31 protein-coding genes and 1 pseudogene are annotated in these 26,985 nt (G+C 40.8%); 5 read left to right on the top strand and 27 right to left on the bottom strand.

What is annotated here, in order from left to right; translation table 11 throughout:
• Positions 1-30 precede the first annotated feature (30 nt).
• Both HT574_RS13200 and HT574_RS13195 read left to right on the top strand, forming a co-directional pair.
• Positions 31-516, top strand: coding sequence for an ImmA/IrrE family metallo-endopeptidase (locus HT574_RS13200; protein WP_175244962.1), 486 nt, complete (start codon positions 31-33; stop codon positions 514-516).
• Positions 517-608: 92 nt separating this feature from the next.
• Positions 609-1,751 carry a tyrosine-type recombinase/integrase gene (locus HT574_RS13195; RefSeq protein ID WP_254698677.1) on the top strand — a complete coding sequence of 381 codons (1,143 nt, stop codon included), beginning with the start codon at positions 609-611 and terminating at the stop codon, positions 1,749-1,751.
• 64 nt (positions 1,752-1,815) lie between these two features.
• Here the strand turns inward: HT574_RS13195 and HT574_RS13190 are convergent.
• Both HT574_RS13190 and HT574_RS13185 read right to left on the bottom strand, forming a co-directional pair.
• Positions 1,816-2,037: pseudogene (locus tag HT574_RS13190) on the bottom strand (ATPase, T2SS/T4P/T4SS family); the annotation flags it as partial.
• A 189-nt stretch (positions 2,038-2,226) separates the two neighbouring features.
• On the bottom strand, positions 2,227-2,466 hold the full coding sequence (locus tag HT574_RS13185; RefSeq protein ID WP_254698676.1) for a DUF771 domain-containing protein: 240 nt from the start codon (positions 2,464-2,466) through the stop codon (positions 2,227-2,229).
• A 499-nt stretch (positions 2,467-2,965) separates the two neighbouring features.
• Here HT574_RS13185 and HT574_RS13180 point away from each other — a divergent pair, with 499 nt between their 5' ends.
• On the top strand, positions 2,966-4,099 hold the full coding sequence (locus tag HT574_RS13180) for a cation:proton antiporter (RefSeq protein WP_175244961.1): 1,134 nt from the start codon (positions 2,966-2,968) through the stop codon (positions 4,097-4,099).
• Between the two features lie 183 nt (positions 4,100-4,282).
• On the opposite strand, the gene HT574_RS13175 is transcribed toward HT574_RS13180, so the two are convergent.
• The 4 genes from HT574_RS13175 to HT574_RS13160 all read right to left on the bottom strand — a co-directional run bounded on the left by HT574_RS13175 (position 4,283) and on the right by HT574_RS13160 (position 6,683).
• Positions 4,283-4,891 carry a replication-relaxation family protein gene (locus tag HT574_RS13175; RefSeq protein ID WP_254698675.1) on the bottom strand — a complete coding sequence of 203 codons (609 nt, stop codon included), beginning with the start codon at positions 4,889-4,891 and terminating at the stop codon, positions 4,283-4,285.
• A complete protein-coding gene (locus tag HT574_RS13170; RefSeq protein ID WP_309138304.1) occupies positions 4,833-6,008 on the bottom strand; it encodes an FtsK/SpoIIIE domain-containing protein in 1,176 nt (391 codons plus the stop codon). The genes HT574_RS13175 and HT574_RS13170 overlap by 59 nt, the downstream gene beginning before the upstream one ends.
• Positions 6,009-6,132: 124 nt before the next feature.
• Positions 6,133-6,303: a hypothetical protein gene (locus HT574_RS13165; RefSeq protein ID WP_171698550.1), complete on the bottom strand. Its 171-nt coding sequence runs from the start codon at positions 6,301-6,303 to the stop codon at positions 6,133-6,135.
• Complete coding sequence (locus HT574_RS13160; protein WP_175244959.1) at positions 6,300-6,683, bottom strand: hypothetical protein; 384 nt, start codon at positions 6,681-6,683, stop codon at positions 6,300-6,302. The genes HT574_RS13165 and HT574_RS13160 overlap by 4 nt, the downstream gene beginning before the upstream one ends.
• A 230-nt stretch (positions 6,684-6,913) precedes the next feature.
• Between HT574_RS13160 and HT574_RS13155 the strand changes: the two genes are divergently transcribed.
• Complete coding sequence (locus HT574_RS13155; protein WP_017435162.1) at positions 6,914-7,126, top strand: helix-turn-helix transcriptional regulator; 213 nt, start codon at positions 6,914-6,916, stop codon at positions 7,124-7,126.
• Positions 7,113-7,589 carry a PH domain-containing protein gene (locus HT574_RS13150; RefSeq protein ID WP_017435161.1) on the top strand — a complete coding sequence of 159 codons (477 nt, stop codon included), beginning with the start codon at positions 7,113-7,115 and terminating at the stop codon, positions 7,587-7,589. Before HT574_RS13155 ends, HT574_RS13150 begins: the two co-directional genes overlap by 14 nt.
• 377 nt (positions 7,590-7,966) lie before the next feature.
• Here the strand turns inward: HT574_RS13150 and HT574_RS13145 are convergent, their stop codons facing one another.
• From HT574_RS13145 to HT574_RS13045, 21 genes are all read right to left on the bottom strand, one after another.
• On the bottom strand, positions 7,967-8,344 hold the full coding sequence (locus HT574_RS13145; RefSeq protein WP_175244958.1) for a hotdog domain-containing protein: 378 nt from the start codon (positions 8,342-8,344) through the stop codon (positions 7,967-7,969).
• A gap of 310 nt (positions 8,345-8,654) precedes the next feature.
• Positions 8,655-9,179 (bottom strand): hypothetical protein, encoded by a 525-nt coding sequence (locus tag HT574_RS13140; RefSeq protein ID WP_175244957.1) that lies wholly within the window; start codon positions 9,177-9,179, stop codon positions 8,655-8,657.
• Positions 9,180-9,195: 16 nt separating this feature from the next.
• Positions 9,196-10,092, bottom strand: a complete 897-nt coding sequence (locus HT574_RS13135) for a DUF6731 family protein (protein ID WP_175244956.1) — start codon at positions 10,090-10,092, stop codon at positions 9,196-9,198.
• A gap of 126 nt (positions 10,093-10,218) precedes the next feature.
• Positions 10,219-10,914, bottom strand: coding sequence for an N-acetylmuramoyl-L-alanine amidase (locus HT574_RS13130; RefSeq protein WP_175244955.1), 696 nt, complete (start codon positions 10,912-10,914; stop codon positions 10,219-10,221).
• Complete coding sequence (locus tag HT574_RS13125) at positions 10,914-11,171, bottom strand: phage holin family protein (RefSeq protein WP_175244954.1); 258 nt, start codon at positions 11,169-11,171, stop codon at positions 10,914-10,916. The genes HT574_RS13130 and HT574_RS13125 overlap by 1 nt, the downstream gene beginning before the upstream one ends.
• Positions 11,168-11,386 (bottom strand): hemolysin XhlA family protein, encoded by a 219-nt coding sequence (locus tag HT574_RS13120; RefSeq protein WP_175244953.1) that lies wholly within the window; start codon positions 11,384-11,386, stop codon positions 11,168-11,170. Before HT574_RS13120 ends, HT574_RS13125 begins: the two co-directional genes overlap by 4 nt.
• A gap of 14 nt (positions 11,387-11,400) precedes the next feature.
• Complete coding sequence (locus tag HT574_RS13115; protein WP_175244952.1) at positions 11,401-11,628, bottom strand: hypothetical protein; 228 nt, start codon at positions 11,626-11,628, stop codon at positions 11,401-11,403.
• Complete coding sequence (locus HT574_RS13110; protein ID WP_175244951.1) at positions 11,625-12,734, bottom strand: hypothetical protein; 1,110 nt, start codon at positions 12,732-12,734, stop codon at positions 11,625-11,627. The genes HT574_RS13115 and HT574_RS13110 overlap by 4 nt, the downstream gene beginning before the upstream one ends.
• A gap of 2 nt (positions 12,735-12,736) precedes the next feature.
• A complete protein-coding gene (locus HT574_RS13105) occupies positions 12,737-15,550 on the bottom strand; it encodes a DNRLRE domain-containing protein (protein WP_175244950.1) in 2,814 nt (937 codons plus the stop codon).
• A 16-nt stretch (positions 15,551-15,566) separates the two neighbouring features.
• Positions 15,567-21,152: a phage tail tape measure protein gene (locus tag HT574_RS13100; protein ID WP_175244949.1), complete on the bottom strand. Its 5,586-nt coding sequence runs from the start codon at positions 21,150-21,152 to the stop codon at positions 15,567-15,569.
• Between the two features lie 13 nt (positions 21,153-21,165).
• Positions 21,166-21,309, bottom strand: a complete 144-nt coding sequence (locus tag HT574_RS13095; protein WP_172418984.1) for a hypothetical protein — start codon at positions 21,307-21,309, stop codon at positions 21,166-21,168.
• A 23-nt stretch (positions 21,310-21,332) separates the two neighbouring features.
• Positions 21,333-21,674, bottom strand: a complete 342-nt coding sequence (gene gpG, locus HT574_RS13090) for a phage tail assembly chaperone G (RefSeq protein ID WP_254698674.1) — start codon at positions 21,672-21,674, stop codon at positions 21,333-21,335.
• A 53-nt stretch (positions 21,675-21,727) separates the two neighbouring features.
• Positions 21,728-22,306, bottom strand: coding sequence for a major tail protein (locus tag HT574_RS13085; protein WP_175244948.1), 579 nt, complete (start codon positions 22,304-22,306; stop codon positions 21,728-21,730).
• Positions 22,307-22,317: 11 nt separating this feature from the next.
• Complete coding sequence (gp17, locus tag HT574_RS13080) at positions 22,318-22,686, bottom strand: tail completion protein gp17 (RefSeq protein ID WP_175244947.1); 369 nt, start codon at positions 22,684-22,686, stop codon at positions 22,318-22,320.
• Between the two features lie 13 nt (positions 22,687-22,699).
• Complete coding sequence (locus tag HT574_RS13075) at positions 22,700-23,086, bottom strand: HK97-gp10 family putative phage morphogenesis protein (RefSeq protein ID WP_175244946.1); 387 nt, start codon at positions 23,084-23,086, stop codon at positions 22,700-22,702.
• Positions 23,079-23,417 (bottom strand): phage head closure protein, encoded by a 339-nt coding sequence (locus tag HT574_RS13070; protein WP_175244945.1) that lies wholly within the window; start codon positions 23,415-23,417, stop codon positions 23,079-23,081. Before HT574_RS13070 ends, HT574_RS13075 begins: the two co-directional genes overlap by 8 nt.
• Complete coding sequence (locus HT574_RS13065) at positions 23,395-23,601, bottom strand: hypothetical protein (protein WP_175244944.1); 207 nt, start codon at positions 23,599-23,601, stop codon at positions 23,395-23,397. Before HT574_RS13065 ends, HT574_RS13070 begins: the two co-directional genes overlap by 23 nt.
• The gene (locus HT574_RS13060; RefSeq protein WP_175244943.1) at positions 23,598-23,873 is read right to left on the bottom strand and encodes a head-tail connector protein; all 276 of its coding nucleotides are present in this window, start codon (positions 23,871-23,873) and stop codon (positions 23,598-23,600) included. The genes HT574_RS13065 and HT574_RS13060 overlap by 4 nt, the downstream gene beginning before the upstream one ends.
• A gap of 18 nt (positions 23,874-23,891) precedes the next feature.
• The gene (locus HT574_RS13055; protein ID WP_175244942.1) at positions 23,892-25,025 is read right to left on the bottom strand and encodes a phage major capsid protein; all 1,134 of its coding nucleotides are present in this window, start codon (positions 25,023-25,025) and stop codon (positions 23,892-23,894) included.
• Positions 25,022-25,789: a head maturation protease, ClpP-related gene (locus HT574_RS13050; RefSeq protein WP_309138302.1), complete on the bottom strand. Its 768-nt coding sequence runs from the start codon at positions 25,787-25,789 to the stop codon at positions 25,022-25,024. Before HT574_RS13050 ends, HT574_RS13055 begins: the two co-directional genes overlap by 4 nt.
• A complete protein-coding gene (locus HT574_RS13045) occupies positions 25,767-26,981 on the bottom strand; it encodes a phage portal protein (protein ID WP_175244941.1) in 1,215 nt (404 codons plus the stop codon). Before HT574_RS13045 ends, HT574_RS13050 begins: the two co-directional genes overlap by 23 nt.
• Between the last annotated feature and the right edge of the window lie 4 nt (positions 26,982-26,985).

Raw genomic sequence — 26,985 nt, 5'->3', positions numbered from 1 at the left:
TCCTATAATATCCTTAGGAGGGGGACAATTATGGAGCTACGCCGCTACTACACGACCGCGTTGGAAGACTGGGTGACCAAGTTTTATACACGACTAAACATTTTTTATCCTTATCAAATCGATCCATCGTTTATTGCTCAAACGATGAACATTTTCTTGCGTGAAAAACCTTTTCCATCAACACATCAAGTTGTGGGCCGCTTTCGCTGTATTGTCGTCGACTCACGACTATCGAAAGAGGAAAAGCGAGAAGCCTTCTTCCATGAGCTATGTCACATTCTCCGTCATGTCGGAGTCCAGAGCATGATGCCAGAGGCTTTTCGTGAGCTACAGGAACGGGATGCAAATCATTTTACGAAATATGCTGCTATTCCCTTTCACATGTTGAAGTTCATTGACTGGGACGAGCCACACATAATTGAGCATATGGCCAATATGTTCAAGGTAACCCCAGAGTTATGCGAGGAGCGATTAGAGCAAATAAAAAACCGCGTCCAACACATGAAATATTTGTAACATCAACCTATATAATCGCAACGTTGTAATGTTTAGAGAGGAGATGAATAAGAAATTTTGGTATCAAAAATTTAATTTATTCGTTGGAGGGGATGATCATGGCTAGTATCAGAAAGTACAAAAACAAAAACTCCAAAAAGTACATGTATGAATATCGTATAAAGTACACGGATCCGGTAACGGGGAAAATAAAAGAAAAATCGAAACGCGGTTTTGCTTCAAAAAAAGAAGCAGAATTAGCTGCTGCGGAAGTGGAGAAGAAATTGTTCGTTGGTGATGTCGACGTAGTAAAAAACAGCGACATTACCGTAAAGGATTGGATTGAACAGTATTTAGAACTGTATGAGGGACAGTGGCGAGAAACCACACGCAAGACACGAAAAACACGATTGTATAATCATATCATCCCTGCGTTAGGTAACTACAAGTTACAAAAACTAACGAGAGCGCAGTACCAAGCGTTTATCAATAAAGAGTTAGAAACATTAAAAGAAAGTACCGTAAAAGGCATACATGGACTGTTTATGACGATCATAAACAAAGCAGTGGAGCATGGAATCATCGATCGGAATAAATTTCAAGGCATCTCTATTTCCAAAGGCAATGAGGAAGAGAAAATAAAATTCCTTACCAAAGAAGAAGTACAAAAACTTTTGATGGTGGCAAAAACATTCGAATTTGACGAATACATGGCTGTTTTTATTTTGCTGCGTACGGGGTTACGAAAAGGCGAGTTATTAGCTCTTACGTGGGATGACATAGATTTTGACAATAAATTAATGGCCATAAACAAAAATAGAAACCACCTCGGAACCTTCCCACCAAAAACGAAGAAAAGTAACCGAGTGATTTCTATGGACAATAAGCTCACGAAAGAATTAAAAAAATTTCAATTGTGGCAAGCAAAAAACAAATTACAGTTCGGAAGATACCAGTTTAACAATTATGTGTTGGTTGATCGGTACAGCGTTCCGTATCATGAGTGGAAAATAAATTCAATTTTAGAGAATATGGCTGAAAAAGCAAATCTTAATAAATTCGGTCCGCACGCACTCCGCCACACCCACGCGGTTATGCTATTGGAAAGTGGAGTGGATATCAAAACAGTCAGCGACCGGCTTGGACACACTAAAATAAACATGACTGCTGACGTTTATTTGCATGTCTCCCGCAAACAAGAGGACGAAGCCGTATTGAAATTAGAGAAATATTTAGATTCATCGTTTGGTGGGTAAAATGTGGGTAAATAGATATGCAATAGCCATAAAATCATTGATAAATCAACATTTCTGCAATTCATACCATAATCACATCCGGATCATGGCGCAACGCGGCTTTCAAGCCAACCGCATACGTAATTCCCGCTTTTTCGTTAATCTGCACTTGCAATAGATTGTCAATCCGCTTTTCGACCGGATCTTCCAAGGTGATGACATTGCGATGCCACTTTTCCTGACAAATCCGCAGCAAAGCATATAAAGTCGTCGTTTTTCCCGATCCGGTAGGTAGAGTAACATAAATACAATTTCTACAACTACTTTATAAATCGCATGATTAATGGGTAATAAAGAAGGCCGGAGTATGAGTCCGGCCTTCTTTATTTTAACAAACTCTCTGTTAAATTTGAGTGTTGATTTTTAGACCACGGAGGTCTGACCGAAGTTGAGCACACCTTTCGAGGATCTTCATTTTCCACGACGTCACGTAATTTTATTTTGTGTTCTTTTTCATGAATATGTCGCGAAAATACTTTTCCAGGAATTCTTCCATCCGCGAAGCGATGAAGCACCAGCGTTCACCCTTCTTCTCAGGGTAGTACACAAAACCGCCGTTTTCTAAATCAAGCATTTGTCGGTAGCGAGGATGAAGAAGGATATTTTCTTTCAACCAGTCCTCGCTGTATCCAGTACGCTCTTTGAGATCCTGCATGGACCACCATACTTTGCTCAATCAAGCCACCCCCCTCGGCAGGATAATAACCATGTGTCAAAAACGATTGATATTTCAATGGATAAATGGATATTTCCTTTTATATCGTGCAAAATCCGTGCAAAATTATTTTCGATTTTGCATTAGAGGTTAAGAAGGTGGGAATCTTACTCCACCTTCTTTTTTACTCACTATTACTTGCATAACACTTCATATTTAACAACATACTCCCTGCACCAAGCACCCAGCTTTTCTTTTCGTTCCGGTGAAACAAATTGCCGGATATGAATATGCAATAATCTTTTTTAGCTGAGAAGGAAAGGATAGTTTAGTTCATACAGCGGAAAAGTAATGAATATTGAAATCTTATCTAAAGTACGATATAATTTCAATAAAATTGTTAATAATATTGTATTTGAGGAGGAGTCTGTCACCAAGGGATAACTATGTCCCTTAGTGACAGGCTCTTTTTATTTGAAGAAAATCATAAATAATATTAATGAAAGGTGGGGATTTTTAGGTGTTAATACTTCAGTTAGCCATCATTTTAGTTGCTGCCAAAATAGCTGGGAGCCTAAGTGTTAGATTGGGACAGCCTTCAGTTCTTGGTAAACTCCTGATTGGAATTGTACTAGGACCATCGGTTTTAGGATTAGTGAACGAGACAGAAACCTTGGCAGAATTAAGTCAAATCGGTGTTATTTTGCTGATGTTTATTGCTGGGTTGGAAACAGATATTAATGAATTTAAACAAACTGGGAAAGCCTCCACTTTCGTAGGTTTTGGTGGCATTATCGTACCAGTTGTTTTGGGCTACTTTGTCGGAATAATGTTGAATCTTACCACGATGCAATCCTTGTTTTTAGGGCTATTGCTTTCGGCTACCAGTGTAAGTATTTCTGTTCAGGCACTTAAAGAGATGGATCAATTAAATAGCCGCGAAGGAGCCGCTATCTTAGGAGCAGCTGTTATCGATGATGTGGTAGGAATTATTGCTTTGGCATTCTTAATGAGTTTTGTTGGTAGAGATGTTAATTTAACCACGGTTATTTTAAAAAAAATATTATTTTTCGCAGGAGCCATTTTGGTTGGTTGGAAAGTAGTTCCTTGGTTTTTGAATAAGTTTTCATCATTAAAAGTAACAGAAACTGTAATTTCGTCTGCTCTAATTATCTGTTTTGTTTATGCATACCTAGCAGAATACACAGGTGTCGCGGCAATAATCGGAGCATATATAGCAGGTGTGGCTATCAGTGTAACAAACTTCAAACATGAGATATTTGAGAAGGTTGAAACAATTAGTTATTCTATCTTTGTTCCTGTATTCTTTACTTCTATTGGTGTCACTGCCCAATTTTCTGGTATTACTCAAAATTTAGGTCTAATTGTTTTATTAAGTATTATAGCTATACTAACAAAATTAATTGGTGCATCTGTTGGAGCAAAGTTGGCTGGATTCAATTGGAATAGCTCACTGGGAATAGGTTCAGCAATGGTGTCCAGGGGGGAAGTAGCACTAATTATTGCAACTATTGGTTTAGAATCTAAACTGCTAACGCAAGATATGTTTGCTGTCATCGTTGTTGTGATTCTGGTTACAACGATTGTTACTCCCTCAATGATGAAATGGTTTTTTTCGAAATCTAATTCCTAACTAACTAATAAAATTTATCAATATTTGGGTAGAGTTTTCTTTTACTCAAATGATCCTTTTTCAACTAACTCGGCTTTATAAAAGGAGAACACATATTATACATGACTAATATGTGCTCTCCTTTATTTTTTTTAGCTTTTTAAATTTAGGTCTTAATAAGATTGCCTCTGCTTTTTATTCTCCTCAAAAATCCTGCTTACACAACACCTCATGCGGAATTTCATGTTGCCTACACCATTTCTCTAGGCGTTTTTTCCGCTCTTGAGATACTGTGTACCACAGCAAAATTGGTTCCCCGATCTGCTGGCATTGTATGAATCGGAACAAATACGCGTACTTCTCGACTTTCCGTTTGTTCTCAGCCATCTTTTGCTGAATATCGACTTCCAAGAAGTATATCTGCCCATGATACGTGAACCGCGCGTCAGATACAACGCTGTATTCCTTGCCACCTTCTTTCCACCTTGTTTTCGCTTCCGGCTTCCAGTCCTGCGGATAGTGGTAGAAGATATAGATGTCGTTGCGCATGACAATATGCTGCAGTGGGCTGTTTCCTGTCACAATCACTTGGCCACCTATCATTTCTGCGCCTTTTTTGTTTAAGTAATATACATATTCTTTTAACGCTTTGCGGTTCACGTAATCGCGTATGGACTGCAGCACCCGATTCGCATTACGTTTGCTTCCCAGGTCGAACATATATTGAACTTGCGAACGGCTTAATGCACCTAGGTTATTCAAAGCATATAGTATCTTCATTTGCCGTTCGCTGAGTTTTTCTAACTTTAGCAACGCGGTACACCCCCAGCCTTTTCATCATTTCGTCATCGGAAATAAAAGGTGTTTGTACAATGCGTAATTCATGCGTTTTCACGATTGCGCGGCCTGGAATATCCGATGGAAGCTCTTCTGCTCCGTAGTCGTCGATTGCAACCATCGATGCGTAGCCAGCAGGAAGCCGATAGGTGATTTTGAGGTCTGCATTTTGTTTGATCTGCCGAGGTAACGTGTCGCTAGTAGGATATTGTGTACAGAAGATGAGTCGGAGTCCAAGAGCGCCGCTGATACGTGCAACTTCTCCAAGAATATGTTGACATGCGGCAAGCATATCTCTTTGTTCTTTTATCATGAATTTGTCTGGCGCGAGCTGCGCTCCTTCGTCAACAATGACGAACAATCGCTTCTTGATCGGTGTATCAACAATGTTAGACCATCCATTTTGGCAAAACTCCCTCATGCGCTGCTCCATGAATGTTTGGACAATGCGCAGTGCTTCAAAGGCTTCGAATGGATTGCTGGACACTTCGATGACTTGTTTGAGGTTTCGATATCGACCAAATTCTAGACCACCTTTCATGTCGAGTATGAGGAATTCTACATCTTCTGGGTGATGCTCGATGAGGTAGGTCATCATGTTTTTTAGCATGACTGTTTTTCCGAATCGTGTGGTTCCCGCTATGGTACAATGCGGAGTTTTGTCGAAGTCGTGGAAGTGCCAACCTTTCTCATTGCAGCCAAGTGGCACAACCCAGCCTTTCATGTCTGGAGCTTCGCTATACGGCACTTTTGCCGGAATGTCGTTGTTGAAAATGTCGATGCATAACCACTTCTTGAACGTGACTTCAACTGGGCGATCTAGAGTGGCAGCAAGTATTTCTTCGACTGGTTCCAACGCTTTTTTAGGTAGCCCTAACGGTACGCGATACACATAACGCACACAGTAGTCCTTTTGTTCTGTTGCAACAAGTTTCGGATAGACAAACTCCTTCCCCTCGACCGCTCCGACTTTCAAATTACGAAATACGGTATCAATTACTCGTTTCTCTTTCTGCTTGTTCTTAACTCCGGACAAGATTGCTGCTGAACCAGCAAGGACAGGGATCGCTAACAATTCGAACAAGAAAAACACCTCCAGAAAAAAGAGATAATATCCCAATCATCGGGAATATTCCCGAAAGCTCGTTCATACGCATGGTAATAGGGTTTCAAATGGACCCACTCTCCGTCTGCAGGGGAATATGCGCGGGAACATGTCACAAGAACAAAATAGACAACTTGTGTAAGAAGTAGAACAAGCTCGCGCATATTCCCGCTTGCATTCCCACATTGAGCACGAAAGACACGCTTTCCTTGTCTACCCATCCTTTGTTCTCCGCGTAAGCTATTCCGATCAGAACAAGCCCTCCGCCGATCACTTCGATCATTTTCGCTGCCTCCTCATGTTGTATTTCACAAAATCCTCGTCATCCATCATCTGTCTTGCGTACTCCGCGATCAATGACTTGGGAATCTGAATGTATTCTTCTTTGTCATCCTCGATGTGCCCCAGCTCCCTGCCGATCCGTTCATAAAGCGAATAATATCCTTTGAACTCTTTATCATTCACTTCAAAACGCTGGATGTAGTCGAATAGCTTCTGTTTCTTCTCCTTCGTGTCCGCGCCGCGATACAATTCACGAAGATAGTCTGAACTATGCAAGTATGGTGTGCGATCAAGATATTCAAACTCGTTCATTTTCCGATGTCGTTTTCGATATTCAGCGTAAGCCTGGAAGATGCTCCGCAATCCCCCTTCATGTTCCAACTGACGTTCCTCCCCTCATTCCCTTTTTCTCTGAAATCTTGCATGATTGGCTGATTTGAAGGAATTCAGGTATGCTACGTGGAATTCTGTTTGGTATGGTAAAGAGTATTCGGGAGAGATTGTCCAATATATCTTGTCCTTCTAATTTTCTTTAATTTTTATTCCAGAATTCTTGAACAGGAATTTGTCCATTCTTGTCGAATGGGTAATACTTAAGTAGGTGAATACATATGTATCGGAACAGAATTGCCTATTGGGCTGCGGAAAAAGGACTAAAACATAAAGCACTTGCTAAACAGTGCGGTGTGTCTATACAGACCTTTTCAAGCTGGGTAAATAATAAAACGCAGCCAGATTTGATTAAGGCATATCAACTGTCCAAGCTTTTAGGAGTTACAATGGAAGAATTAATTGAGGAGGAACACGAAAATGGCGAAAATTGATAAGTTGGTTAAAGAAGCGTCTCAATATTTGGAGCCAAATGAACCTATTGTCGCGAGTGTTTTAGGTGCTTATGAGACAAAAATCATGGGAAAAGATACTCTCAGAAATGGAGTATTTCTGGCAACAGATCGCCGTATTTTGTTTTATGGTAAAAAGATGTTTGGTTACGATTTGGAAGTATTCCCCTATGCTAATATTAGCTCGTTTGAGATTAGTAAAGGCATGTTAGGGCGTTCTATCTCATTTTTCGCTTCAGGAAATAAGGTCAAGATGAAGTGGATTAATCAAGGGGAAGTAGATAAATTTATTGAGCATGTTAAAGAAAACGTTGGGAAAAAATCTGAAGCAAAATCATCATTAAGTGCAGCTGATGAAATTAAAAAATTAGCCGAATTAAAAGAGGCAGGAATTTTAACAGAAGAAGAATTTGAAGCGAAGAAAAAACAATTGTTAGGTATTTAAGCCCCTCTCGATGAGAAGGGCTTTTCATATGGAATCATCTTCATCGTCCTTGTTGAAAAAGGGATATTTTAGAAGCATTTTCTGAAATGGACCTTCATCTTTGATTGGGAGTTTACGTCGCGGAGATTTGTAGTAACATTTCTGATGAATGACACAGTGTTGATAATGTCGAGAAACACTTTTTCGTCTGGCTGAACCGCCTCCGAACAAATGGGACAACGCAATCTGCCAACGATTTCGAACACATAGTCACCTCCATGATAAATATTTCCACAAAAAAATAAAACGCTCTGTTAAATTTTAATGTTGATAATCAGATATAATTTAGGGAAACCCAATATTCTAAGGGTTTCCCATTCTAACGCTCCAGTTAGAATTTAAAGTATTACACCTGAAAAATTGCCTTTTAATACTACTTTTTCATTCTGATTTTTACATAAAAAGGATGCAATAATAGCTGTTCTATTATTTTCTTGCCTTTCGTATTTTTCAATTTTCACTTCACAAATTATTGTATCCCCCGTAAATACAGGTCTTAAAAACTCAAAATTCATCGTACGAGCCAGTACGTTATAATCTCCACCTACTTTTGTTGGCAGAGTCGCCGTTAGTAATCCTTGAACTACAAGTCTCCCCTGTTCATCTGGAGTAATATGGTGAATCCCTTTATCGCCTGAAATCTCTGTAAATAATTCAACATCCCTTACTGTAAAAGTCCGTTCAAACGTAATTATATCTCCTACTTTTAAAGGCATATAAATCCCCCTGAAGTTTAAATACTGTTATGGTTAATTATAATCTGAATATTACGACAATATTAAACAATGTTCAACTTTCCGACCGTTAGTTAAATAAGCACTACACATCGGAAAGGTTCAAATATCAACATTATCTTTAACAGAGCCAAATAAAAAAGCCCTGCCAGAAGGCAGGGTATAATTCCAATGTGGATTGCATAAAAAAGAGCCTACCAACTAAGATAGGCAGTTGTTTAGAACATCCTATTCCTTGTACACCGCTGATGAATCTGAAATAAAAGGGCTCACTAGTAGGTTTGGGTAATTTTCAAGAAGTGGTGTTATCTTTTTTAAAAGCATTTTCTTTTTTTGGTGTATAAACCATCTTTGAATCTTTTTTTTCATGTTCTTTATATTCTTTAGGAATCGTGGAAAGAATATTCAGCATTATATTTAATATTCTGAATGATGAGAGTAAAAAATGAATAACCATAAAAAACCAAACTGAAAATATTAGATCTGCTTTCTTACCATCGTAATCTACAAATAAATATGCGATTGTCGAACCTAAAGCTAATAATATTCCAGAAATAATTGCTTCTCGAATATAACATGTTAATAAATGTTCAGCTTTACCTTCTCTAATACGTTTCATCACTTTGCTATTAGTGATAGCAATTAGAATCGACACCATTGCTGCTAAAAAGCCGATTACAATTGAGCTTACAGTTACAACAGAATTAAGTACTGGTTCAATTTTCGGGATGATATTAAATGTAATATGTTGATTATAAATAATAATGGCAAATATAATTGAAATTCCAATTGGATAAATCCTCTCGAAAATCCTCATTTTATCACGACCTTTATTAAATGGTTATTTGGTCTATATATTCCTTGCGGCCTCGATATAATTCAATCATTTTGTTTATTAACTTATCATGTTCCAAAGGGTTTTCTCTGTCTATTTTAAAGTAGGCATGGTCTCCTAAACGATCCTCGATTAAATCAAATTTTTCAACTGGAGATTCCTCATCATCTTTTTTTCTAATTTCCATCTTTTTTACATTCTCATCTTTTGAAAATTTATTTAATAAATCATAGATTCCTTTTATACTACTACTTTTTTTAGACTTTCTATCTAAGCTTAAAATAATCTTAACATTCACTGGGTCTGGTGTTTCTTCAATGTTTCGGGTTAGTCCTGTTAAAGTTTTTTTCACATCATCTGTAGCATTTTTAAAATCTGCAATACTTATTTCTATTCCTCTAAATAGATCATCGCTATCAATTCGGTCAAGCGCTTCCGGACTAACAATTGGTTTCAGAAATATATGTAGTCCTGGCTCATTATATGCTTGGTTAAAATAATGAGCAATTCCTGATGGTGACAAGCTGTATCGGTTCCTTTGAATCATTATTACTTGGTTACTAGGATCGTAAAGCGCCGAAACTTCTTCACCTAAATATTGACCTTCTTCTAATTCCAGAAAATCTAAATCACCATCTTCAGTTGTTATTGAAACAGAATCATCTTTTCTCATTCGAACAAAATGTAGGGCCCATAAATCCCCTCTCTTACCTAAATTTTGAAGTCTAGCACTATCATTATAAAATGAATATGTTCGATCAGGTATTTCAATATTTTCTGCCTGTTCTAATATAGGACTAAGGTCAAATAATCCTTCCCTTTCAACATTTTCATTTCTTTCAAACCAACGTCCATATACTTTAAAATAATCAAAGTTAATTTTCTTTGTACCCATAAAATCCCCCTCTTATCCATTTTTCTTCAAATATTAAAATAACTTATACATTTTTTAAAGAAAAGGGGCTATTTTTAGTTTAAAAAAATTACAAAAAAGCCTACTCTGTAATGTTGAGTAGGCTCTCTATTCTTTAACGATATAAACATTAAAGCCTTTCCTCTTAGCTTCTCTCGCTAATCGTTTGGCGTTGTCTTCTGATGAGAAGGCTCCAATTTGGACTTTAAACAGCCCTCTATTTGACGGTTGGTTTACTTGTTGTTGAACTGTTATATTCTCTTTCTTTTTTAATCCTAATGCTTTCTCAAGACCAACCACATGACCATATGCAATTTGAAGCATGAACTGTTCGGATTTCAATTTTGCTGCGTCATTTTTATTGTCGATGAACAAGTTTTCCGTCAAGATAGCCGGCATATGCGTTTCACGTAGTACCGCATAGTCCGCGCGTTTTTTGCCACGGTCTTGCACTCCGCCAATCGCCTTCATGATTTCTTGATGAATCACATTTTGATAAGCAATCGTTGCCGCGCTGACACCACCGTTATATACATAACTTTCGAATCCGGTTCCGCCACCGGCGTTGATATGGACGGAAATAAAGAAATCCGCTTTCAATTTGTTCGCGATCTCTGCACGTTCACATAATTCTATGAATCGGTCATCGGTACGGGTGTAATGTAATTCCACCCCTTCGTATTCGGCGAGCATACGCCCGATGTGCTTCACGATCGCAAGTGTAAGGTCTTTCTCCCTCAAGCCGTTAGCCACTGCGCCAGGATCGTGACCACCATGTCCAGCGTCAAGAACGATACGTACCATTATCTATCCTCCCCTTTCTCTAATGCATATTTGATTGTCGCTACCGTACCGATGCCATATAAGGCATATCGCAAACCGTTAATTAGCACATCAAAAGAAAAAGCGCTGCTCTCTAAAATGGAGAAAGCAACGCCAAGTACAGCTGCAACAATCGGGATATAACGGTTAGGAAGGTTGGACGCTTGGCGAATCGCATAAAGCAGGAAAGCAAACGCTACATATGCCGTAAATTCAATCGAAAGAATAGTTTCCATCATTGAACGCCTCCTTGAATGATAAAAGTGAGTAACGCTCCTACAATACCGCCGATAATTAAACGCAAAATCCATGTTGTGTTGCTTTTGATCGCTGAAATATCTTCACGCATGTCTTTAATGTTTGATTCCGCCACCGCTAAACGAGTTTTAACGTCGACCATGTCATCACGAAGCATCGTCACATCTGCTTCTAGTTTTGCAACACGTTGTTCCATCGAATCACACCTTTCTAGACAATTTTCCCTACAACAACACCTTTGACTACCATCACTCTGTCATTCGGTTGAGGTGTATACGACGACAAATACGGATACGCCTTGCCGGACACCGTACTTTCCCCGTCAAAAATCAAACGAGGGCGACCACTTGTGTAATTCGGATCCACTCTCGCGAATTGAATGATTTTCTCTTGTTTTGGGTTCATGAATGCAGAAATAAAAAACTCGTGGTCTATCATATAGACACCACCTTGCGGACTTCGTGCTTCATTCGAGCACCTGCTTTGAGTGGCATTGTCCATCCGGTTTCAACATACTTGCCTTTGATACCGAGAGGCGAATAGTCAACCTCCAATACGTCCATGTAGTCATGCAACGGATTTAGCGCCGTTTCAAACGTCAGTTTTCCATATACTTGCGACGCTTCAAAAGCAATGCGCTGGACATAAGCATCCAAAGATTGCTGATCGGCAATGTCTGTCACTTCCCGATAGTCAACGATCGTGCGACCTCGATTTACGGTACTTGTCGGACTGTTCGGGTTGCTGTTAGTGTACGATGACATCAGTGACTGCTCCGCGTTCGAGCATATGACTACCCATTTGTTTGGTACATTGAAAAGGTCCAATTCCTCTTCCATACCAGCATAAATTATAGATAATTCGTCATCCTTGTATGTGTATTCCGCCGTGCGGATGGAAGGACTACGATATGTCATGCTAGTGAAGTATCCATACACATCGACATGGAGAGGTGTATAGTTGATGGCCGTTAGTAGCTCATTGATTGCTTTTAATTTTTCCTTTCCTGGCTCAAATTCCACATCGACAGGTAGCACCTTGTCTGTTTGCTCGATATTATGCTTTGTTATGCCAGCACTCGCAAGAATATCGATGACCGCTTGCCGATAGTTCGTGCCTGCTGGAATCGTATAGCGAGTGTCAAACTTGTCATCTCGCAAAATCAGTAAACCGTCGTATGCTTCTACATCACGATACACCGATTTGTTTTCGTCCTTCCTCGTTGGACTCGACAAAAGAAAAATACCGAGTGGAAACTCGATATATTTCCCGTCTCTCATTCTCAAAAGAGCAAAAGGCTGAATACGGTCAGTTAGCCAATTGATGTCACCTTTGTCTTTTATCTTGAACCTTGCTGTCCGTTTAATTGAATCAAGGGAAGCCATACTGACTTCCCCATCTACAACTGAATCCAATTCTCCGATTTTGTTGTCATTCATATCTAGCAAATCATACCGAAACTTGAAATGCCTTTGACCGTATTTTCCATGCAACGCATCGATGATTTCCTGCCGTGAATAAGGATAGTTGGCTAACGACAACATGTCTATACTTCCTCCGTGTACGATACTTCTTCAAACGTGAGGCTGACAGTGTTTCCATATGTCTCATCATCGACCGGCAATTGGAATGCATGACAGAACATTTTTCTACCTCTAGCATCACGGTAGCAAAGTGTATTTTTTGAACGAATCAACCTTTCAATAGCTTCTCGATCATCACTATTTTTCAATACGGTTATCTTCACGCTGACAGAACGTTGCTCTGTATCGTCGTATTCAGCGATTGGAAGCCTGCGACCAGCAAATTGCATCATTGCCGCAGTAGGTTGCCAGTTTTCGCTGCGATCACTCACGAGTTTGAATTGGTGCAGTGTTTCTAAAGGATTGTCCGCTTCGTGAAGCCATACACCAGTCAATGAAATGGATTTGCTCACCACAGAGCTATCTGAATATGTTCCGTTGTCGCCCCATGCACGCACAAAGTATTCATAAACTTGTCCAGATGCAGGAGTGTAATCGATAAAAGAAGCATCCGCCGGTATGTTAGTTGCGATTCGTGTCCACGTTGTTTCGCCTTGTTTCCGGCGATATAAGTCGTTGTAAGACACATTCGGCTCCGTTCCGGTTGGTGTCGGGTTATCAATCGAAACAATAATAATCCCTTCTCCTTTTGTAGTTGTAACAATCGGTACTGCTGGCGGCGTGTAGGAAACATGAATGTTTGACGTTACAAAATCCGACCACAAATTGTCCGCATTTTTAATCGCCACTTGAATTTTGTAGTCAGTGTTATTTTGCAAATCGTACAGTACCGTTTGAGCTTTGTTCGTACTGTTTGCTTGAAGTTCCCACAATAAATTGTCGTTGCCGTCCAACACCTTCACATGATAAGCAGTTTGCCCAACAGAACTCCATTGAACAGTTGGATTCGCAACAGGAACGATTGCACCATTAGCAGGGTCAATAATCGTTGGATTCGCTGGCTTGTCTCCTGCAAAAAAGGCTTGGATGTCAGAATACGGGCTTGATAACCATGCTTGGTCATATGTTCTTACACGCCATTCGATTGTTCCTTTCGGGAATGTACCAGCTGGAGCGTCCCAATACTGATTCGTCGTTACTTGGCTAACATCATTCCACGTTGTATCCCCTTGTTTCCGCCATTGTAAATCGAATTGTGCTTGCGGATCACCGTTTGCATCGTTGTGTTGCCAAGATAGACGAATCACGGAACCACGGTCTTTCGGTGTTCCTCCACTTGGTGAAAGATTCGTTGGCACAGTCGGCGCAACGTTATGCTGTATCGTGAAGACACCATCGCTCTCATCCCACGGGCCGTATGATGTGCCGTCATAAGCACGGATTCGGATTTTTGCAAGTGAAGTTTCCGGTTCGTTGGTAAAATCATACTCAAATGATGTTGCGCCCGGTGGTGTTAAAGGAACGATGTCTTTCCAAGTTTGTCTGTTGTCAGTTGTGAGTTGAATTTGATACCGTAAAGATCCTTGTGCCGTCTCTGCGTCAGTTGACGGATTCCAAGTAATTGTGTGCTGCGCGTTCCACGTTTCCCCGCCGTTTGGGCTTGTGACGGTTGGGGCGGTTGGGAGTCTGTTATATGTAATTGTCAATGTTGGATAGTCACTAGTCGAAACTCCAGAATAACCTAATATAAATATATATTTAGGGTATTGAGCTGGAACTGCACTTCTCTTTACGCCAATAGCCGTATAAGAACCAACTTTTGACGGTAAAGTTAATGGTATGGTTATTCTAGTATTAGCTGATGTGCCTGCAGACGAAAAAGAACCAACTTTATTATTGTAAGATGACGCCATATTATTCCATGTAACAGTACTAGGGTCTACACCAGAACCTAAATAGTGAACTTCATGCACTGCTCCAGAACCTTCATATTGTGATGTGTAAGTAATAGAAAAACTTGAATTAGTAATTATTGCGTCAGATGGGATGCTTGACGTATCGTAACGGAAATATGCCCTCGATTCAGTTCCGGTGTAATCATAACCAGACATAGCGGAACCACTATTATAAGTCCGACCATTAGGATTGTTTGAACTGATATACGCTTCTGCACCGGCAGAGGATGCTGTTACGGTAGGGTCAATCTCAATCGGGTAGGTTAGCCCCGTAACATCGGCTTCTAAATCAACGAACGTTTTATCCCCTTCACGCCTTACCGTTTGCGATACATCTCTCTTTTCCCCGTTAGCATCTTGTAACCATGCGGGTTGTAGTTTTAAATTTCCGGCTGTCAAATCATCCTCTAACGGGCCATCCACCTCAAATGAAAAAGAAAAAGGCGCACGGTCACTCTTTAGAATGATCGTCTCTTTTACACCGTTCGGCATAACTTCAAGACAAACATCCGTGTCATTCCATGCGTCTTGATAGTGAACACAGTTCTTCTTTCCTTCCTCCAGATAACCTTTCGCCGGGCTGGCTCCGACCGGGATGAATCGCAGCTTGGTCGACCCTTTCCCGATCGTATACCCCCGTTTAAAGTTTTTTGGAATCCGACAGTCAAATGGCACCTTCAATCCCTGATAGTCCGTCATATCACGGTCAAGAATGTTTTTCTTTTTCATTCGTTGCGCCGCGTCTTTCATGACACGGAACACATCCGCGCCTTCTTTTGCAACAGGAAAGTCGATTTGGTCAAGGTCAGCTTCATCGTACAAGTCAGTGTTAATGTTGTGCCAATTGCCATTTTCATCTTGGTAGTGAATATCGTATGGATAAATCTCTGTTGTATATGAACCATCGAAGTTTATCCATGTTTTTGAGTTCCGGGTGCGCTTATTCAGCATTTCCCCGACTCTGAAATTTTGAGTTGGCATAAATACACCTCCCTCCTTACGCCTGTCTAACTTTCATTCCGAGACGGTTGAAAAAGTCGACCACTGTTTGAATCTGCAGTAAATCGTTTACTGGGATCGTGACATCGATATGGACGTTTCCATGTCTGGAGACATTGTTGTTTGAATTTTTCTCGAGAAATGATAATAATTTTTCTAATTTCTCTTCTAATTTAGGTGTTTGAACTATGTTTTTAACTGTTAAAGTACCACTATTTATTCGTATTGCTTCAGCAGCATTACTGATCGTAGAAGCAACAGACGAAAAATCGGGCATAGCAGCAAGCGCCAATTGTTTTGCAGCCGATGCAACGCTTCCAATATTTTGTATCATACCCTCTATGATACCAGCAGGAATCCAGCGCCCTACTTCGTCCCTCATTCTTTGCGAAGGCGACTTAATTTTGAGCGTGGTTTTCATCGTACTCTCGACGATATTGGCGATTTCTCTCGCTTTTTGCTGTAAAGGTCCAATCATCGAATTCAACCCATCGATGAGCCCTTGTACGGTGTTTTTCCCTATGTCAGCCATGCTTGCTGTCATAAGGTTAAGTTCGTTCTTCGTTCCCTCGCTGATTTCTTTAATTTTAATAATCCATTCATTTTTATGTTGTTCTAACTGTGCATTTGCCTGCGCGCGTAACTCGGCTATTTTGTTATTGTATTCTATTTTCACTTGCTCAAGCTCAATGCTCGCAGTATAGCGTAGCTGTTGAATTTTCGCTTGTGTTTGCTGACGCATGCCCTCAAGTTCACTGATCGCTTGAGTCTTCGCAAGAGCATTTTTCTCGCGCCACAACTGAACGTATTGCTGCAACTCTTCATCAGAAAGAGAGTTCAACGCGGATATCTCGTCAACGGCTTTAGGACCCATATCCTTCAATTCTTGCAGCAATCCTTCATCAATTCCTCTTGCTGCAAGAGAAGCGATATTGGCTTGCCAATCTTTGAACGCATTGACTTGGTCAGAAAGATTTTTTAGCAGACCTTGGCCGGTTACGTCGTTTTTCCGTTTGAATTCATCAAACAACCCTGCGAAGCTATACAACGATTTCGTGCGATTTTCAACGGCTTTCTCGTATTCTTCCGTCAGTTTTCTTTCTTCTTCTGCGAGACGGTTGTTGATCTCTTTTACTTTTGTTTCGTATTCTTCACGAGCTTTCAACTCGTCTTGGTATAGTCGTTCATTTATTTCTTTTACTTGTTGGGCATATTCGTTGTTCGCTTTTAAGAGCTTATCGTTGATTTCTTTTTTGATGCGATAAATATTCTCCTCTGCCTCCGCACGTTTTTGGCTGCCTTCCGCCCATCGTTGTGCCACTTGCTCCCACGCGCGAAGTTCTTCCAGCAACGACAACTGATTGAGGCGTTTCCGTTCCTCAATCCACTTTTTCTCACTTTCAAAAATCTCTTGATCGACTGCCCTCTTGGCATCACGCAGTTTAAGAGAAACTCGTTTGCGTTCCTCTGCGTTTAATTTAAAATTCTTTAACACGTAGTCCCAAATAGCAACTTCGTCTTTAGCAATAATGTTTTCAAGTTCACGTTGCTTGGAAATCCAACTTTCCACTGCTTGTACACGTTCAGCAGCACCAAGTTTTGCAATCTTGGTCATTTCTCTTCGCTGCCAATCGCTGATTTGAATGGCTTTTCTGTAATCAGGTACAAGTACGTCTGACATTTGTCGCGTGGTCTGCATTAACTCTTGTATTGTTGCGTTCGCCATCTTTTTGGCAGCATTTGTAGCAGATCTAGACTGTTTTGTCACTCCGATAGCAAATCCTTCAGTAAAGTTCTTTCCTTCTTTTTCAGTTTCCTTTGACGGTGAATGTGAATCGATGGCTTTTTTCAACGCCGAAAGCGCAGTTTTTCCAAGATTCCACGCTACACTCCAAACGCTTCCATTTTTTGATAAGATCGCATTTATAAATCCGGAAACAAATCCCTCACCAGCATCTCTTCCATCATGGCTCTTGAGGCCCTTCTCCGCTGCACTTGACACACTGCTACCGGCGGATTGAGCATTTCCTTTTTGTGAAGACAACCCACTTGCAAAAGTCGATCCTGCTTTCTTTCCGCCACCGCCGTCTGTTGTACTTCCAAGTATTTTGGAAACAAATGAGCTTATGGCACTTGCGATAGATTTATTACTACCTTCGGTTGATTTTAATCCCTGTCCGTGTTTTGTACCTTTATCTGTACCATGCTTTTGTGCGTCGCCTTTACCTTGCGACAATCCTTCATCAGTTGATTTAGATACTTTTGCCCCTGCGCTTTTATTCGCCCCAGCTATGCTTTCTACACCTTTTCTGTGGTTGTCGCCCTTATCCTTGCCGTGTTTCTGAGCATTTGGTTTGTTTTGTGATAAACCTTCATCGGTGTTCTTTGAAACCTTCTCGCCAGCTTTTTTATTGTCATCAACTGTACTTTCTATGCCTTTTTTATGTGAATCTCCTTTATCTTTACCTGCTTTTTCTGCTTCTTTGTTTCCTTTTTTCATTTCAGCAAGCGTTTCATTGACCATTTGTTCGGCCGTTTTTACAGCTTGCTGTCTGGTCATACCCATTGACTGTAGAAACGCAGCAAGGTCTTTCTGATATTGAGATTTCGTTTTTTCTGAGAAATCAGCTGTTTTCTTGAGAACTTCTTCCGTATGGGCTTTCCAACGCTCAATATACTCTTCGTCTGACTCTTCTACTTGAACGATAAAACCGTTCATGTCCGTTAAAAATTTCTTTTGCCGTTCAAAGATTTTCCCGGTTGCAATGTCGATGAGTTTGCCACGCTGATCAAGGTGAGATGCCAGGTTGGATAATGCCTTTTCGCGCTCTTGGGCTGCTTGAGATAGCATCTGGTTTGTTTGCGCCTCTACTCCTGCCATCAATTCGTTGTAATCTTTTAGCTCCATTCTGCCTTGGGCAAGAGCTTGTTCAAAAAGTTTCTGTTTATCAGAATAATATTTATTAGCTGCTTCAACAGATTTTTTATAAGTCTCATTGATACGCTTTACATATCCTTCTGCTTCATCAAAAAGAATCTTTCCTTGCTTATCAGTAATAGATTTTTGAATAGCTTGCAGTTCTTTTTGGGACTGAGCAAATTCTCTTACTCCACCCTCCATCACTTTGAGCGCTTCTTGATATCTTTTTGCAAAATCAGCCGGCATTCTGGAAAGATCATTGTTGTATTTCTCATGAGCTTCTTTTAAGGTATCTAGTGCCTTTTTGTATTCTGCAATATCCTTATCAAATTTCTTAATAATATCATTACCCACTTGTTCCGCTCTTTTTTTACCTGCATCACCGGCAATGCCATAAACATCATTAATCGCATTGATTAATTTCGTCTTTTGTGTTTGCAGAGCCGCAATGACTTGATCCGCCATTTTTGAAAATGCGTCAACAACCTCTTTGGAAGTTGCTCTCGCTTTCTCACCGGACATTGTTTGAAGCTCAACCATTTTTAATTTTGCGCCTTCATAAAGATCGGTATAGCCTTGGACAGCTTTTTTTGTTCCGGCGCTTAGGCCCTCTCCATAACGAATAGCCTGTCTTTCGGCCTCTTCTTGTTTCTTCCGCAACTGTTCTGTCTTTTCATGTGCAGCAAAAAGTCCAAGTCCCAAAGCTCCCAGAGCTGCCGTCACTCCCACAATAGCAAGACCGATTGGACCAGAAAATGCCATCAGTGCTCCAACAGCTGCAGTCAAGGTTCCAACGACTCCAACAACTCCCATTATGGCCACACCGAGCGCTCCTGTTTTAGCAATTACTTCTTGGGTACCAGAGTCAAGGGAATTCCATTTTTCAATAAGCTTGGTAACAGAATTGACCGCTCCCTCAAGTGCCGGTGTGAGTGCTTCTGTTAACTTTATTTTTGCCGTTTCAAGTGCACCATTCATATTGTCTACAGCACCGGCTAGGTTATCTTTCATTGTGGCAGCTGCTTTTTGGGAGGCTCCGTCAGATTCTCTTAAGGCTTGTGTTAACTCTGCAATTTGTTGTGGCCCTGCATCAACCAAGTTTAAGAAGCCCGTCATTGCTTCCGTACCGAATATGGTTTGGAAAGCATTCATTTTCTGTTCTTGAGTGAGGTTTTTTGTAGAATCCCTTAGTACCCTAATTACTTGGTCTAAAGGAAGCATTTTGCCCTCAGCATCTTTGATGTTGATGCCTAATTGTTTCATTACACCAGCCGCTTCATCTGTTGGTGCAATTAAACGTGTCAGTCCCATACGTAACGATGTACCGATCTGTTCAGCCGCCATTCCCCGATCTCGCATAACCACGGTTGCTGCTGCCAGTTCTTCGACAGACATTCCTAGCTGTTTTGCGATAGGCGCAGCGTATTTGAAGGAATAGCCCATGTCTAAAATGGATGCATTAGAACGGTTTGCGGCCATCGCGAATACATCTGCGATATGAGCTGATTTGGAGGCTTCTAGCCCGAATCCTCGGATGGCGGCGGCCATAATTTCAGAAACAGTGGCCATATCTTCTCCGCTTGCCTCGGCTGCAGCAATTACACCAGGCATAGCAGCAATGATTTCATTGACTTTGAAACCAGATGCTGCTAATTGCTCTTGGGCTTGCGCCACTTCGGTGGCTGATTTTGTTGTTTTAGCCCCAAGATCCAAAGCTTGGTCCTTCAACTGCTGAATCTGCTCGGCAGTAGCATCGCTGATCGCTCCTACTCGGCTCACCTGTTTGCCAAATTCCATTCCAACAGAAACAGCATCTTTCATGGCAAACGACAAGGTTGCAAAGCCGGCGCCAGCAGTAATAGCAACAGAACCACCAATATGCTGCATTTTGTTGCCGATGGTGTCCATGTTGGAAGTGAATTTTCCCCAAACAGTGCTCTGTTTGGCCACTTCCCTTTCCATCTGGTTGAGCTTTTGGGTGGTCTGCGTGAGCTCATTCTGTAGAGCATTCAGCTCAGCTTTCGCCTCATCTAATCGAATAGCCAGTTGCTTTGTTTCATTGGCGTCTTGTCCTTTGGCTTGTGCAACTCTTCTATATTCATCTTCCAGCCGGCTCACTACTTGTTGTTGCAACTCAATCTTTTGATTGAGAGACTGAATTTGCAACCCAGCTTGCTTCAAATCATTCCCGAAATTTTCAGCAGCACTGGACGCCACTTTAAATTCTGCATCAACCTTCTGCATAGCTAAAGACAGGGATTTTATATCGTTCTCAAACTGCTTGATGCTCTGATTTTCTTTGAACTCATTGAGCTTTTGATTAGTCTGTGTTAGCTCGTTTTGCATTTTGTTTAGCTCGGCGGTAGCGTAGTTTAACCGCTTTGCTAAATTTTGAGTCTCAGTGGCGTCCTGTCCTTTTTTTGTAGCTGCGTCTTCGTATGCCTTTTTTAACTGATCGACTTTTTGTTTTTGGAGCTCAATTTGTTTCGTTAAATACTGAATTTTAGCCTCTGACTGTTTGAGAGCGTCGCCCCAAACTTCCACACTCGTCCGAGTTGCCGCAAATTCAGATTTTACTACCTTCATTTGCTTGGCAAGAGCGCTCATTTCACTGTTAAACTCTTTTGAGTTTGAATACAACCTTACCCGTATATCTTTTGCCATCCCATCTCACCCCCTAGCCAAGCACTTGGTCAATGTAAACCACTTCATCTTTTTTCACTTCCTGTTTTCTGCGCGCTAAAAGTTGTAAATGATAAACAATATCCATATCGTCGATTTGGTTTTGTGTGAAGCCGATCTCCAACAGTGCGTTATACATGTCGAGAACAGCTTCACGCAGAGTTAGTTTTTTACTTCTTTGCTTTCTTCATCTTGTACTAACAGAGCACTAGCTTGTTCAATGTTGCCAATGACATAGTTCACGACCGCAAAGATTGTTTTAATGACCAATCTTGAGTCCAAACCTTCTTCTAGTTGGTTGACGTCGAATTGATTCCCAAAGGCATCGCAAACAAATTGGAAATATTTATCGAAATCAAATTTTTTACTATCTCCAGATTCGATTTCTTCCGCAATCTCAGACGCTTGTCTGAACAGTTTCCCGGAGATAAAGGCTGGCGTTACAAAACGTTTGTTTTTTCCATCTATTCTCAAGGTGATTGATAATGATTGCATTTGTTCCATCCTCCTTCAAATAAAAAGAATTAAAAAAGAGAGAGATGATTTGCATCTCCCTCTTACGCTCCTGTTTGATTTAATACAGAACCTTCATACACGACTTGATCAAACCATTTGTTACCTTGTGTAAATTCAGTTCCATCTTCCGCTTGTGCTTTCCAACGACCATTATACTGAAGTGGCATGAACTTCAATTTCAGTTTTGCCGTTTGCGGTGATGGCTTTCCTTCTTCCGTTTTACCCTCAATCGGCAACAACTCCGGCTTTCCTTTTAAAAGCCAGTAATAGCGATATCCACCGGTTGATACTTTCGCTCGGAATCCAAGAGCTAGCTCCATCGTTTCATCATGGATGCTGGCAAACTGGACACCGTTCTCAACTGTATGACCGAAGAGCTTCTGCTGAATGTCAAGTGGAAGGTCTGTGGCTTCCATTTCCACATCGATGTCCCCAATAGTATTTAATACCGCATAAGCACTGTTGTCGGCATACACGGTTTCACTCTCCGTCTTTGGATCTACTTTGATACTCACCGCACCTGGTACGGCTTCTGGAGTCGCATATTGAACCCCAGTCGCATCGTCCCTGATTAATTCAGCAATATGAAACATATCAAGACCGCTAATAATTTTACCCATGTTCAACACTCCTATCTAAAAATTTTTTGGTATCGCATCGCTTTATGGTACACACTTACATCTTCTTCATACAGATCAACTGAACTGTATCTCGAATATCCTAGAGACTTCATCACCTTATCGACTTCTTTTGCAATCGGTGTTTCTTTTGAGACGGTTGATTCGTTTGTAAAAATGCTGATCTGAAATCGTACTTCTGACGTGATTGCTTGGTTATCTGCAAACGAATCGTCAGTATTATTAATTTCGTAATAAACAATTCTTGGAAAAGCGTTGACATCTTTCGCTTTTCGATTGTGGAATCCTCCTGTGCAAAGTGAAACTAAGGCTTGATTCGCCTTTAGACCCGCTAATAATTCTGATTTTGCGTCAAAACTCATGGGGATACCCCCTTTAAGCCCTATCAATCATATCCATATACACCTTTTCCATTGCATCCAAAGCCTCTGCTTCACCTTCATCAGCGCCCTTCTCTATGAAGGGATACGGAGGCATTTTGGACGTTCCATACTCAAGGAATTTCGCGCGCCAATCCACTTTTTTATTCGGACCAATAGTCACGAATTTCCCTTCGTTGGTTTCTTTTGGTCTGGAGACGGTGATATTATCTTGGATATGAGGTTGGTCTTTGCCGCTACGATTGACGTTTTCACGCTGATGCTTGGCGATGATTTCTCCGCCCACTTTCAGCGCCTGATTATCTACCTTGTCTATGTCATCAGCAAGTTTCTCAAAAAACTGCTCCAATTCATCGATTCCATCAAATTCAAAGTTAGCCATTGATACCAACCTCATTGCAAATTATCTCAAAGTATGCCTTTGAATTTTTCGCATAATCAAAATCAAGTACTTCAAAAATACGACTATCGCATACAGCTCGCATATCACGCTTCAACTGCTTATTTGTTCGAATAGTGATCTTTCTAGGTGCCTTAACGCCGATAGCACCAGCAATCATAACTTCTGGATTTCTCATACTCCCAACGCCGTCAATGGATCCCCAGACGGTAAAAGCATCTTCCCAGTCACCCTCTACCCAATTGCCTTCACCATCCTGATATTGAACTTTCCTCTGGAAAATGATGCGCTTATTCAGTTTTGCGATTTTCATCGGCGCTCTTACCCTTACCTTTTTCTCTTTTATTTGTGGACTGTTTTATTTCTTCGCCAAGAAATCCCTTGCTTTGCAACTCTTCCGCACGCTCTACATCGTTCGTGAAATACATCGAACCTTTTGGATAATACTCTTTTGTAAACCTATCGATAAAATCATTTACAACAGGGTACTGTTTCATGATGTGTCACCTCCATAATCCTTCAACTGCAATACAATGCTCTCAAAAGCAAAATTCAACTTGTCCATTTTCGCGCTCGGATCGCGATTTTCATAATGAAGCGCCACATACAACATGACGGCCAACTTATAAAGAGCGCTGTCCGATTCAGGAACGCCTGCATTATTCAAATATTCTTTTGCGCCATCAATAAGAAGAGTGAGGATCGAATCATCCTCACTCCCATCGATACGGAGATAATTTTTCAATTCATCTAACGAGAGATTTGACATCGCTAACCCCTCAATCTATTAAGCTTGAGGAGCCACTTTTGCAATACGGAAGGCGGATTTTAGCTTGATTTGATGGTCAAACCAAGCCGTTACAACGAACTGTTCAATACCGGTTTTCACATCTTTGTCCCGCTCATATAGTGCTGCTAAATCATAGTTGAAGTGGGAGTATGAGAAATCACCAACAATTGGATAAACGGCAGAATCACAGAACACGACCGGTTTACCAAGAATTTGTTCCGGTTGCGCTGTATAAAGCGTCGCGTTTCCGTTCGCAAGGGTTTCGATAATATCCGCATAGTCTTGATAACGCACCACAATTTTCGCATTTTCACGATAATCTTCATGTAAATCCGCAATCGCGTTCTTAATAGCTTTGTATAAATTTTCTCCAGTTACTTCCTTGATGCCGGAAGCATAGAAAGACATGTGTTCTTCTCCAGCTTTCGGAGTTGTCGCAAATGCGACTTTTTTCTCTTTTGCAGCCACGCCAGATTGAAGTGCACGCTCTACATACGACACAAGATTTGCATCTGAACCATTGAGAACAGTCTCCGAAATTCCGGCAAAAACCTTGAATTTATAACGTCCGAACGTGACAACATCCCCTGTTTGTTCTAATTCTTTCGCTGTTTCAGTATCATTAATGAAGTCGTCATCATCTAAAGAAAAATCCAATTTCGGAATTTCCAGGTTTGTAATCTGCGTTACAGTCGAAAGTTCACGCAACGGATTTTTCACAAATGGTTCCGTCAAAATTTCTGTAGAAAGAGTTTTTGGCAAGAATTTTTCACCGCCGGTGGAGTTGCGATCACCAAGCGCTGCGCGTACATCAGCTGAAACTGATTTTCCTTGCATCGTAGCACGAATCAATTCAGCTTTAGCTTTAATGGTACGTTCTTTTGGATCAGAAATCGATTTTAAGTCATTGTTTGCTTCAAATTTTGCTTTTTGTTCCGCTTCTAACGCATCATGTTGCTGTTTAATAACATCAAAACGCATTTTTAAGTCGTCACGGGATTTTTGCAACGCTTGAATTTCTTCCATTGTAGCATTCGGATCAATCGCTTTTTCCGCTAACTGATTTTCAACTTTTTGAAGCTGTTGACCAATCGTAGCCAAGTTTTGCTTTAATTCATAAAGTGTTTTCATCTCATCATTCCTCCTAAAATGGTATTGATATAAGCTAAATTTGCCTTCGACTCTTCCGCAATTCGTTTACGAATCGCCATTTCTTCGGCTGAAATGACTGTTTTTTGTTGGTTTTTTCCCTGATTTTTCAGCTGTTTAGGAACGTTTTTGTATTGTGAGAACAGCTCATCGCTGATAGATGCGGCAATTTGACTAGCCTCTAATACGACATCACATAAGCCATGTTCATACGCTTCATCTGCTGAGAGCCATGTCTCAGCATCAAGCATTTCCTGTAATCTTTCTTCTGTGAGCTTGTCCCCGGCTTTTTGTAGGTATGTTTGTTTGACGGAATTGCCGATACGGTCTAAATCATCCGCTACTTTTCGCAATTCTGCCGCATTTCCGTATGTCCAAGTCCACGGATTATGAATCATTAGCATCGCATTTTTTGGCATATGGATGGTGTCACCAGCCATCGCAATGACACTCGCAATCGATGCCGCTAAAGCATCGACATAAACATTGATTTTTGCTTTATGCCGCTTAAGCATGTTATGAATAGCGACTCCTTCAAACACATTCCCACCAGGACTGTTGATATAAAGATTAATGGTGTCTACATCGCCCACCGCATCTAGGTCCTTTTTAAAACTTGCGGCAGACGTATCTGTTTCATCCCATTGATAACTAACAATGTCGCCATAAATAAAAATATCTGCCGAATTTGAACCATCAGCAGACATTTTTATCTCCCAAAACTTAGTTTTTTGTTGCGTTCCCACCCGTGTTCACCCCCTTTCGTTGTGATGGATCCATGCTCATCGGATACAAGTCACCACTAATCCACAATTTGTTACCTTCTGGTTCCGGCGGTAAATCCTCAAGCTGTCGTACCTCGTTCGGCTTCATCCAACCGGAACGAATTGCCTTGGTGTAGTAATCCGATTGCGTAGCCGTATCGCCTCTCAACAAAGCATTTACGTTGAATTTAAAATAAAAACCAGCCTGTCTTTCGGCTGGTGTAAGCAATTTTCGATTAAATTCCTGCTCATATTGACGTACAATGGGCATTAATGTAAGCTGAACAAACTCCCTCATCATCTGTTCCATGCTGGAGTAGCTTTGTCCCTCACTGTCATTCAGCATGTGAACTGGAATGTTGAACACATTCGCTACCCGTGAACGAGTAATTCGCTCTGACGTAAAAATATCAGCTGCAATAAATTTTCTTTCAATCGGATCGATTTCCACGCCCGGTTCTTGGAACAAAATCCCGCCATTATCTCGATAAAATCTCTTAAAATCCTCAATCACTTGTTGCCGCTTCTTTTCATCCACATTTGCTCCATACTTTAAAATAAACGAATTCGGAGCACTCTGCATTTCCTTTAAGCTAAACTCGCGAACTGCTTTGTCAAAATCATTTGTATTCGTTAGAACTTTTATAGGATTAATTCCTTTCAGTCCCCCAGCCCCAATAATGTGCTTAAAATGGAGTATATCCAAGTTGTGAAAATAATAGGTACCGTTGTTTCCAATCACTTGATACCATAATTCACCGTTTTCCGTTTCAATTACAGGCTCTACATAAGCCGGATCCAACGGTGTAAGCCGCTCTACCTGCCCTCGAATATCACGTCCAATTAGCGCATAGGAATTTCCAGTTTGATTCCTTACAGTTTCTAACAATCTAATAAACTCAAACGACGTCATATTCGGATTTGGAGAGTTAATGAGAACATCGGCCGCCTGATTGACGGCTAAATCATAATTTTTATATAGCTTTAACGGCAACATAGCCAAGCTGTTAGACAACCTAGTAATTACACTAAAAATCGTCTCATTTGTGGCCAAAGTGGAGTTGTCAATTCCCCAAAATATACGGCCAAACCAATTGGAAAAGTCAAATCTATCGCCTTTCCAGCCAGTAATTGCCCCTCTGATTGCATTTTTAATCCTTATCACCCATCGCAAAATA

It is taken from the genome of Parageobacillus sp. VR-IP, from assembly GCF_013357975.1.
In the GTDB taxonomy this organism is placed as follows: Bacteria; Bacillota; Bacilli; order Bacillales; family Anoxybacillaceae; genus Saccharococcus; species Saccharococcus caldoxylosilyticus.
The sequence above is the reverse complement of the archived record's forward strand: the minus strand, read 5'-3'. Positions and strand labels throughout refer to the sequence as shown.

Coding starts and splice junctions, on each gene's coding strand:
- HT574_RS13200 (WP_175244962.1), top strand. CDS start 31: ATGGAGCTACGCCGCTACTACACGACCGCGTTGGAAGACTGGGTGACC.
- HT574_RS13195 (WP_254698677.1), top strand. CDS start 609: ATGATCATGGCTAGTATCAGAAAGTACAAAAACAAAAACTCCAAAAAG.
- HT574_RS13165 (WP_171698550.1), bottom strand. CDS start 6,303: ATGATCGAAGTGATCGGCGGAGGGCTTGTTCTGATCGGAATAGCTTAC.
- HT574_RS13155 (WP_017435162.1), top strand. CDS start 6,914: ATGTATCGGAACAGAATTGCCTATTGGGCTGCGGAAAAAGGACTAAAA.
- HT574_RS13150 (WP_017435161.1), top strand. CDS start 7,113: ATGGCGAAAATTGATAAGTTGGTTAAAGAAGCGTCTCAATATTTGGAG.
- HT574_RS13145 (WP_175244958.1), bottom strand. CDS start 8,344: ATGCCTTTAAAAGTAGGAGATATAATTACGTTTGAACGGACTTTTACA.
- HT574_RS13140 (WP_175244957.1), bottom strand. CDS start 9,179: ATGAGGATTTTCGAGAGGATTTATCCAATTGGAATTTCAATTATATTT.
- HT574_RS13135 (WP_175244956.1), bottom strand. CDS start 10,092: ATGGGTACAAAGAAAATTAACTTTGATTATTTTAAAGTATATGGACGT.
- HT574_RS13130 (WP_175244955.1), bottom strand. CDS start 10,914: ATGGTACGTATCGTTCTTGACGCTGGACATGGTGGTCACGATCCTGGC.
- HT574_RS13125 (WP_175244954.1), bottom strand. CDS start 11,171: ATGATGGAAACTATTCTTTCGATTGAATTTACGGCATATGTAGCGTTT.
- HT574_RS13120 (WP_175244953.1), bottom strand. CDS start 11,386: ATGGAACAACGTGTTGCAAAACTAGAAGCAGATGTGACGATGCTTCGT.
- HT574_RS13115 (WP_175244952.1), bottom strand. CDS start 11,628: ATGATAGACCACGAGTTTTTTATTTCTGCATTCATGAACCCAAAACAA.
- HT574_RS13110 (WP_175244951.1), bottom strand. CDS start 12,734: ATGTTGTCGTTAGCCAACTATCCTTATTCACGGCAGGAAATCATCGAT.
- HT574_RS13105 (WP_175244950.1), bottom strand. CDS start 15,550: ATGCCAACTCAAAATTTCAGAGTCGGGGAAATGCTGAATAAGCGCACC.
- HT574_RS13100 (WP_175244949.1), bottom strand. CDS start 21,152: ATGGCAAAAGATATACGGGTAAGGTTGTATTCAAACTCAAAAGAGTTT.
- HT574_RS13095 (WP_172418984.1), bottom strand. CDS start 21,309: ATGTATAACGCACTGTTGGAGATCGGCTTCACACAAAACCAAATCGAC.
- gpG (WP_254698674.1), bottom strand. CDS start 21,674: ATGGAACAAATGCAATCATTATCAATCACCTTGAGAATAGATGGAAAA.
- HT574_RS13085 (WP_175244948.1), bottom strand. CDS start 22,306: ATGGGTAAAATTATTAGCGGTCTTGATATGTTTCATATTGCTGAATTA.
- gp17 (WP_175244947.1), bottom strand. CDS start 22,686: ATGAGTTTTGACGCAAAATCAGAATTATTAGCGGGTCTAAAGGCGAAT.
- HT574_RS13075 (WP_175244946.1), bottom strand. CDS start 23,086: ATGGCTAACTTTGAATTTGATGGAATCGATGAATTGGAGCAGTTTTTT.
- HT574_RS13070 (WP_175244945.1), bottom strand. CDS start 23,417: ATGAAAATCGCAAAACTGAATAAGCGCATCATTTTCCAGAGGAAAGTT.
- HT574_RS13065 (WP_175244944.1), bottom strand. CDS start 23,601: ATGAAACAGTACCCTGTTGTAAATGATTTTATCGATAGGTTTACAAAA.
- HT574_RS13060 (WP_175244943.1), bottom strand. CDS start 23,873: ATGTCAAATCTCTCGTTAGATGAATTGAAAAATTATCTCCGTATCGAT.
- HT574_RS13055 (WP_175244942.1), bottom strand. CDS start 25,025: ATGAAAACACTTTATGAATTAAAGCAAAACTTGGCTACGATTGGTCAA.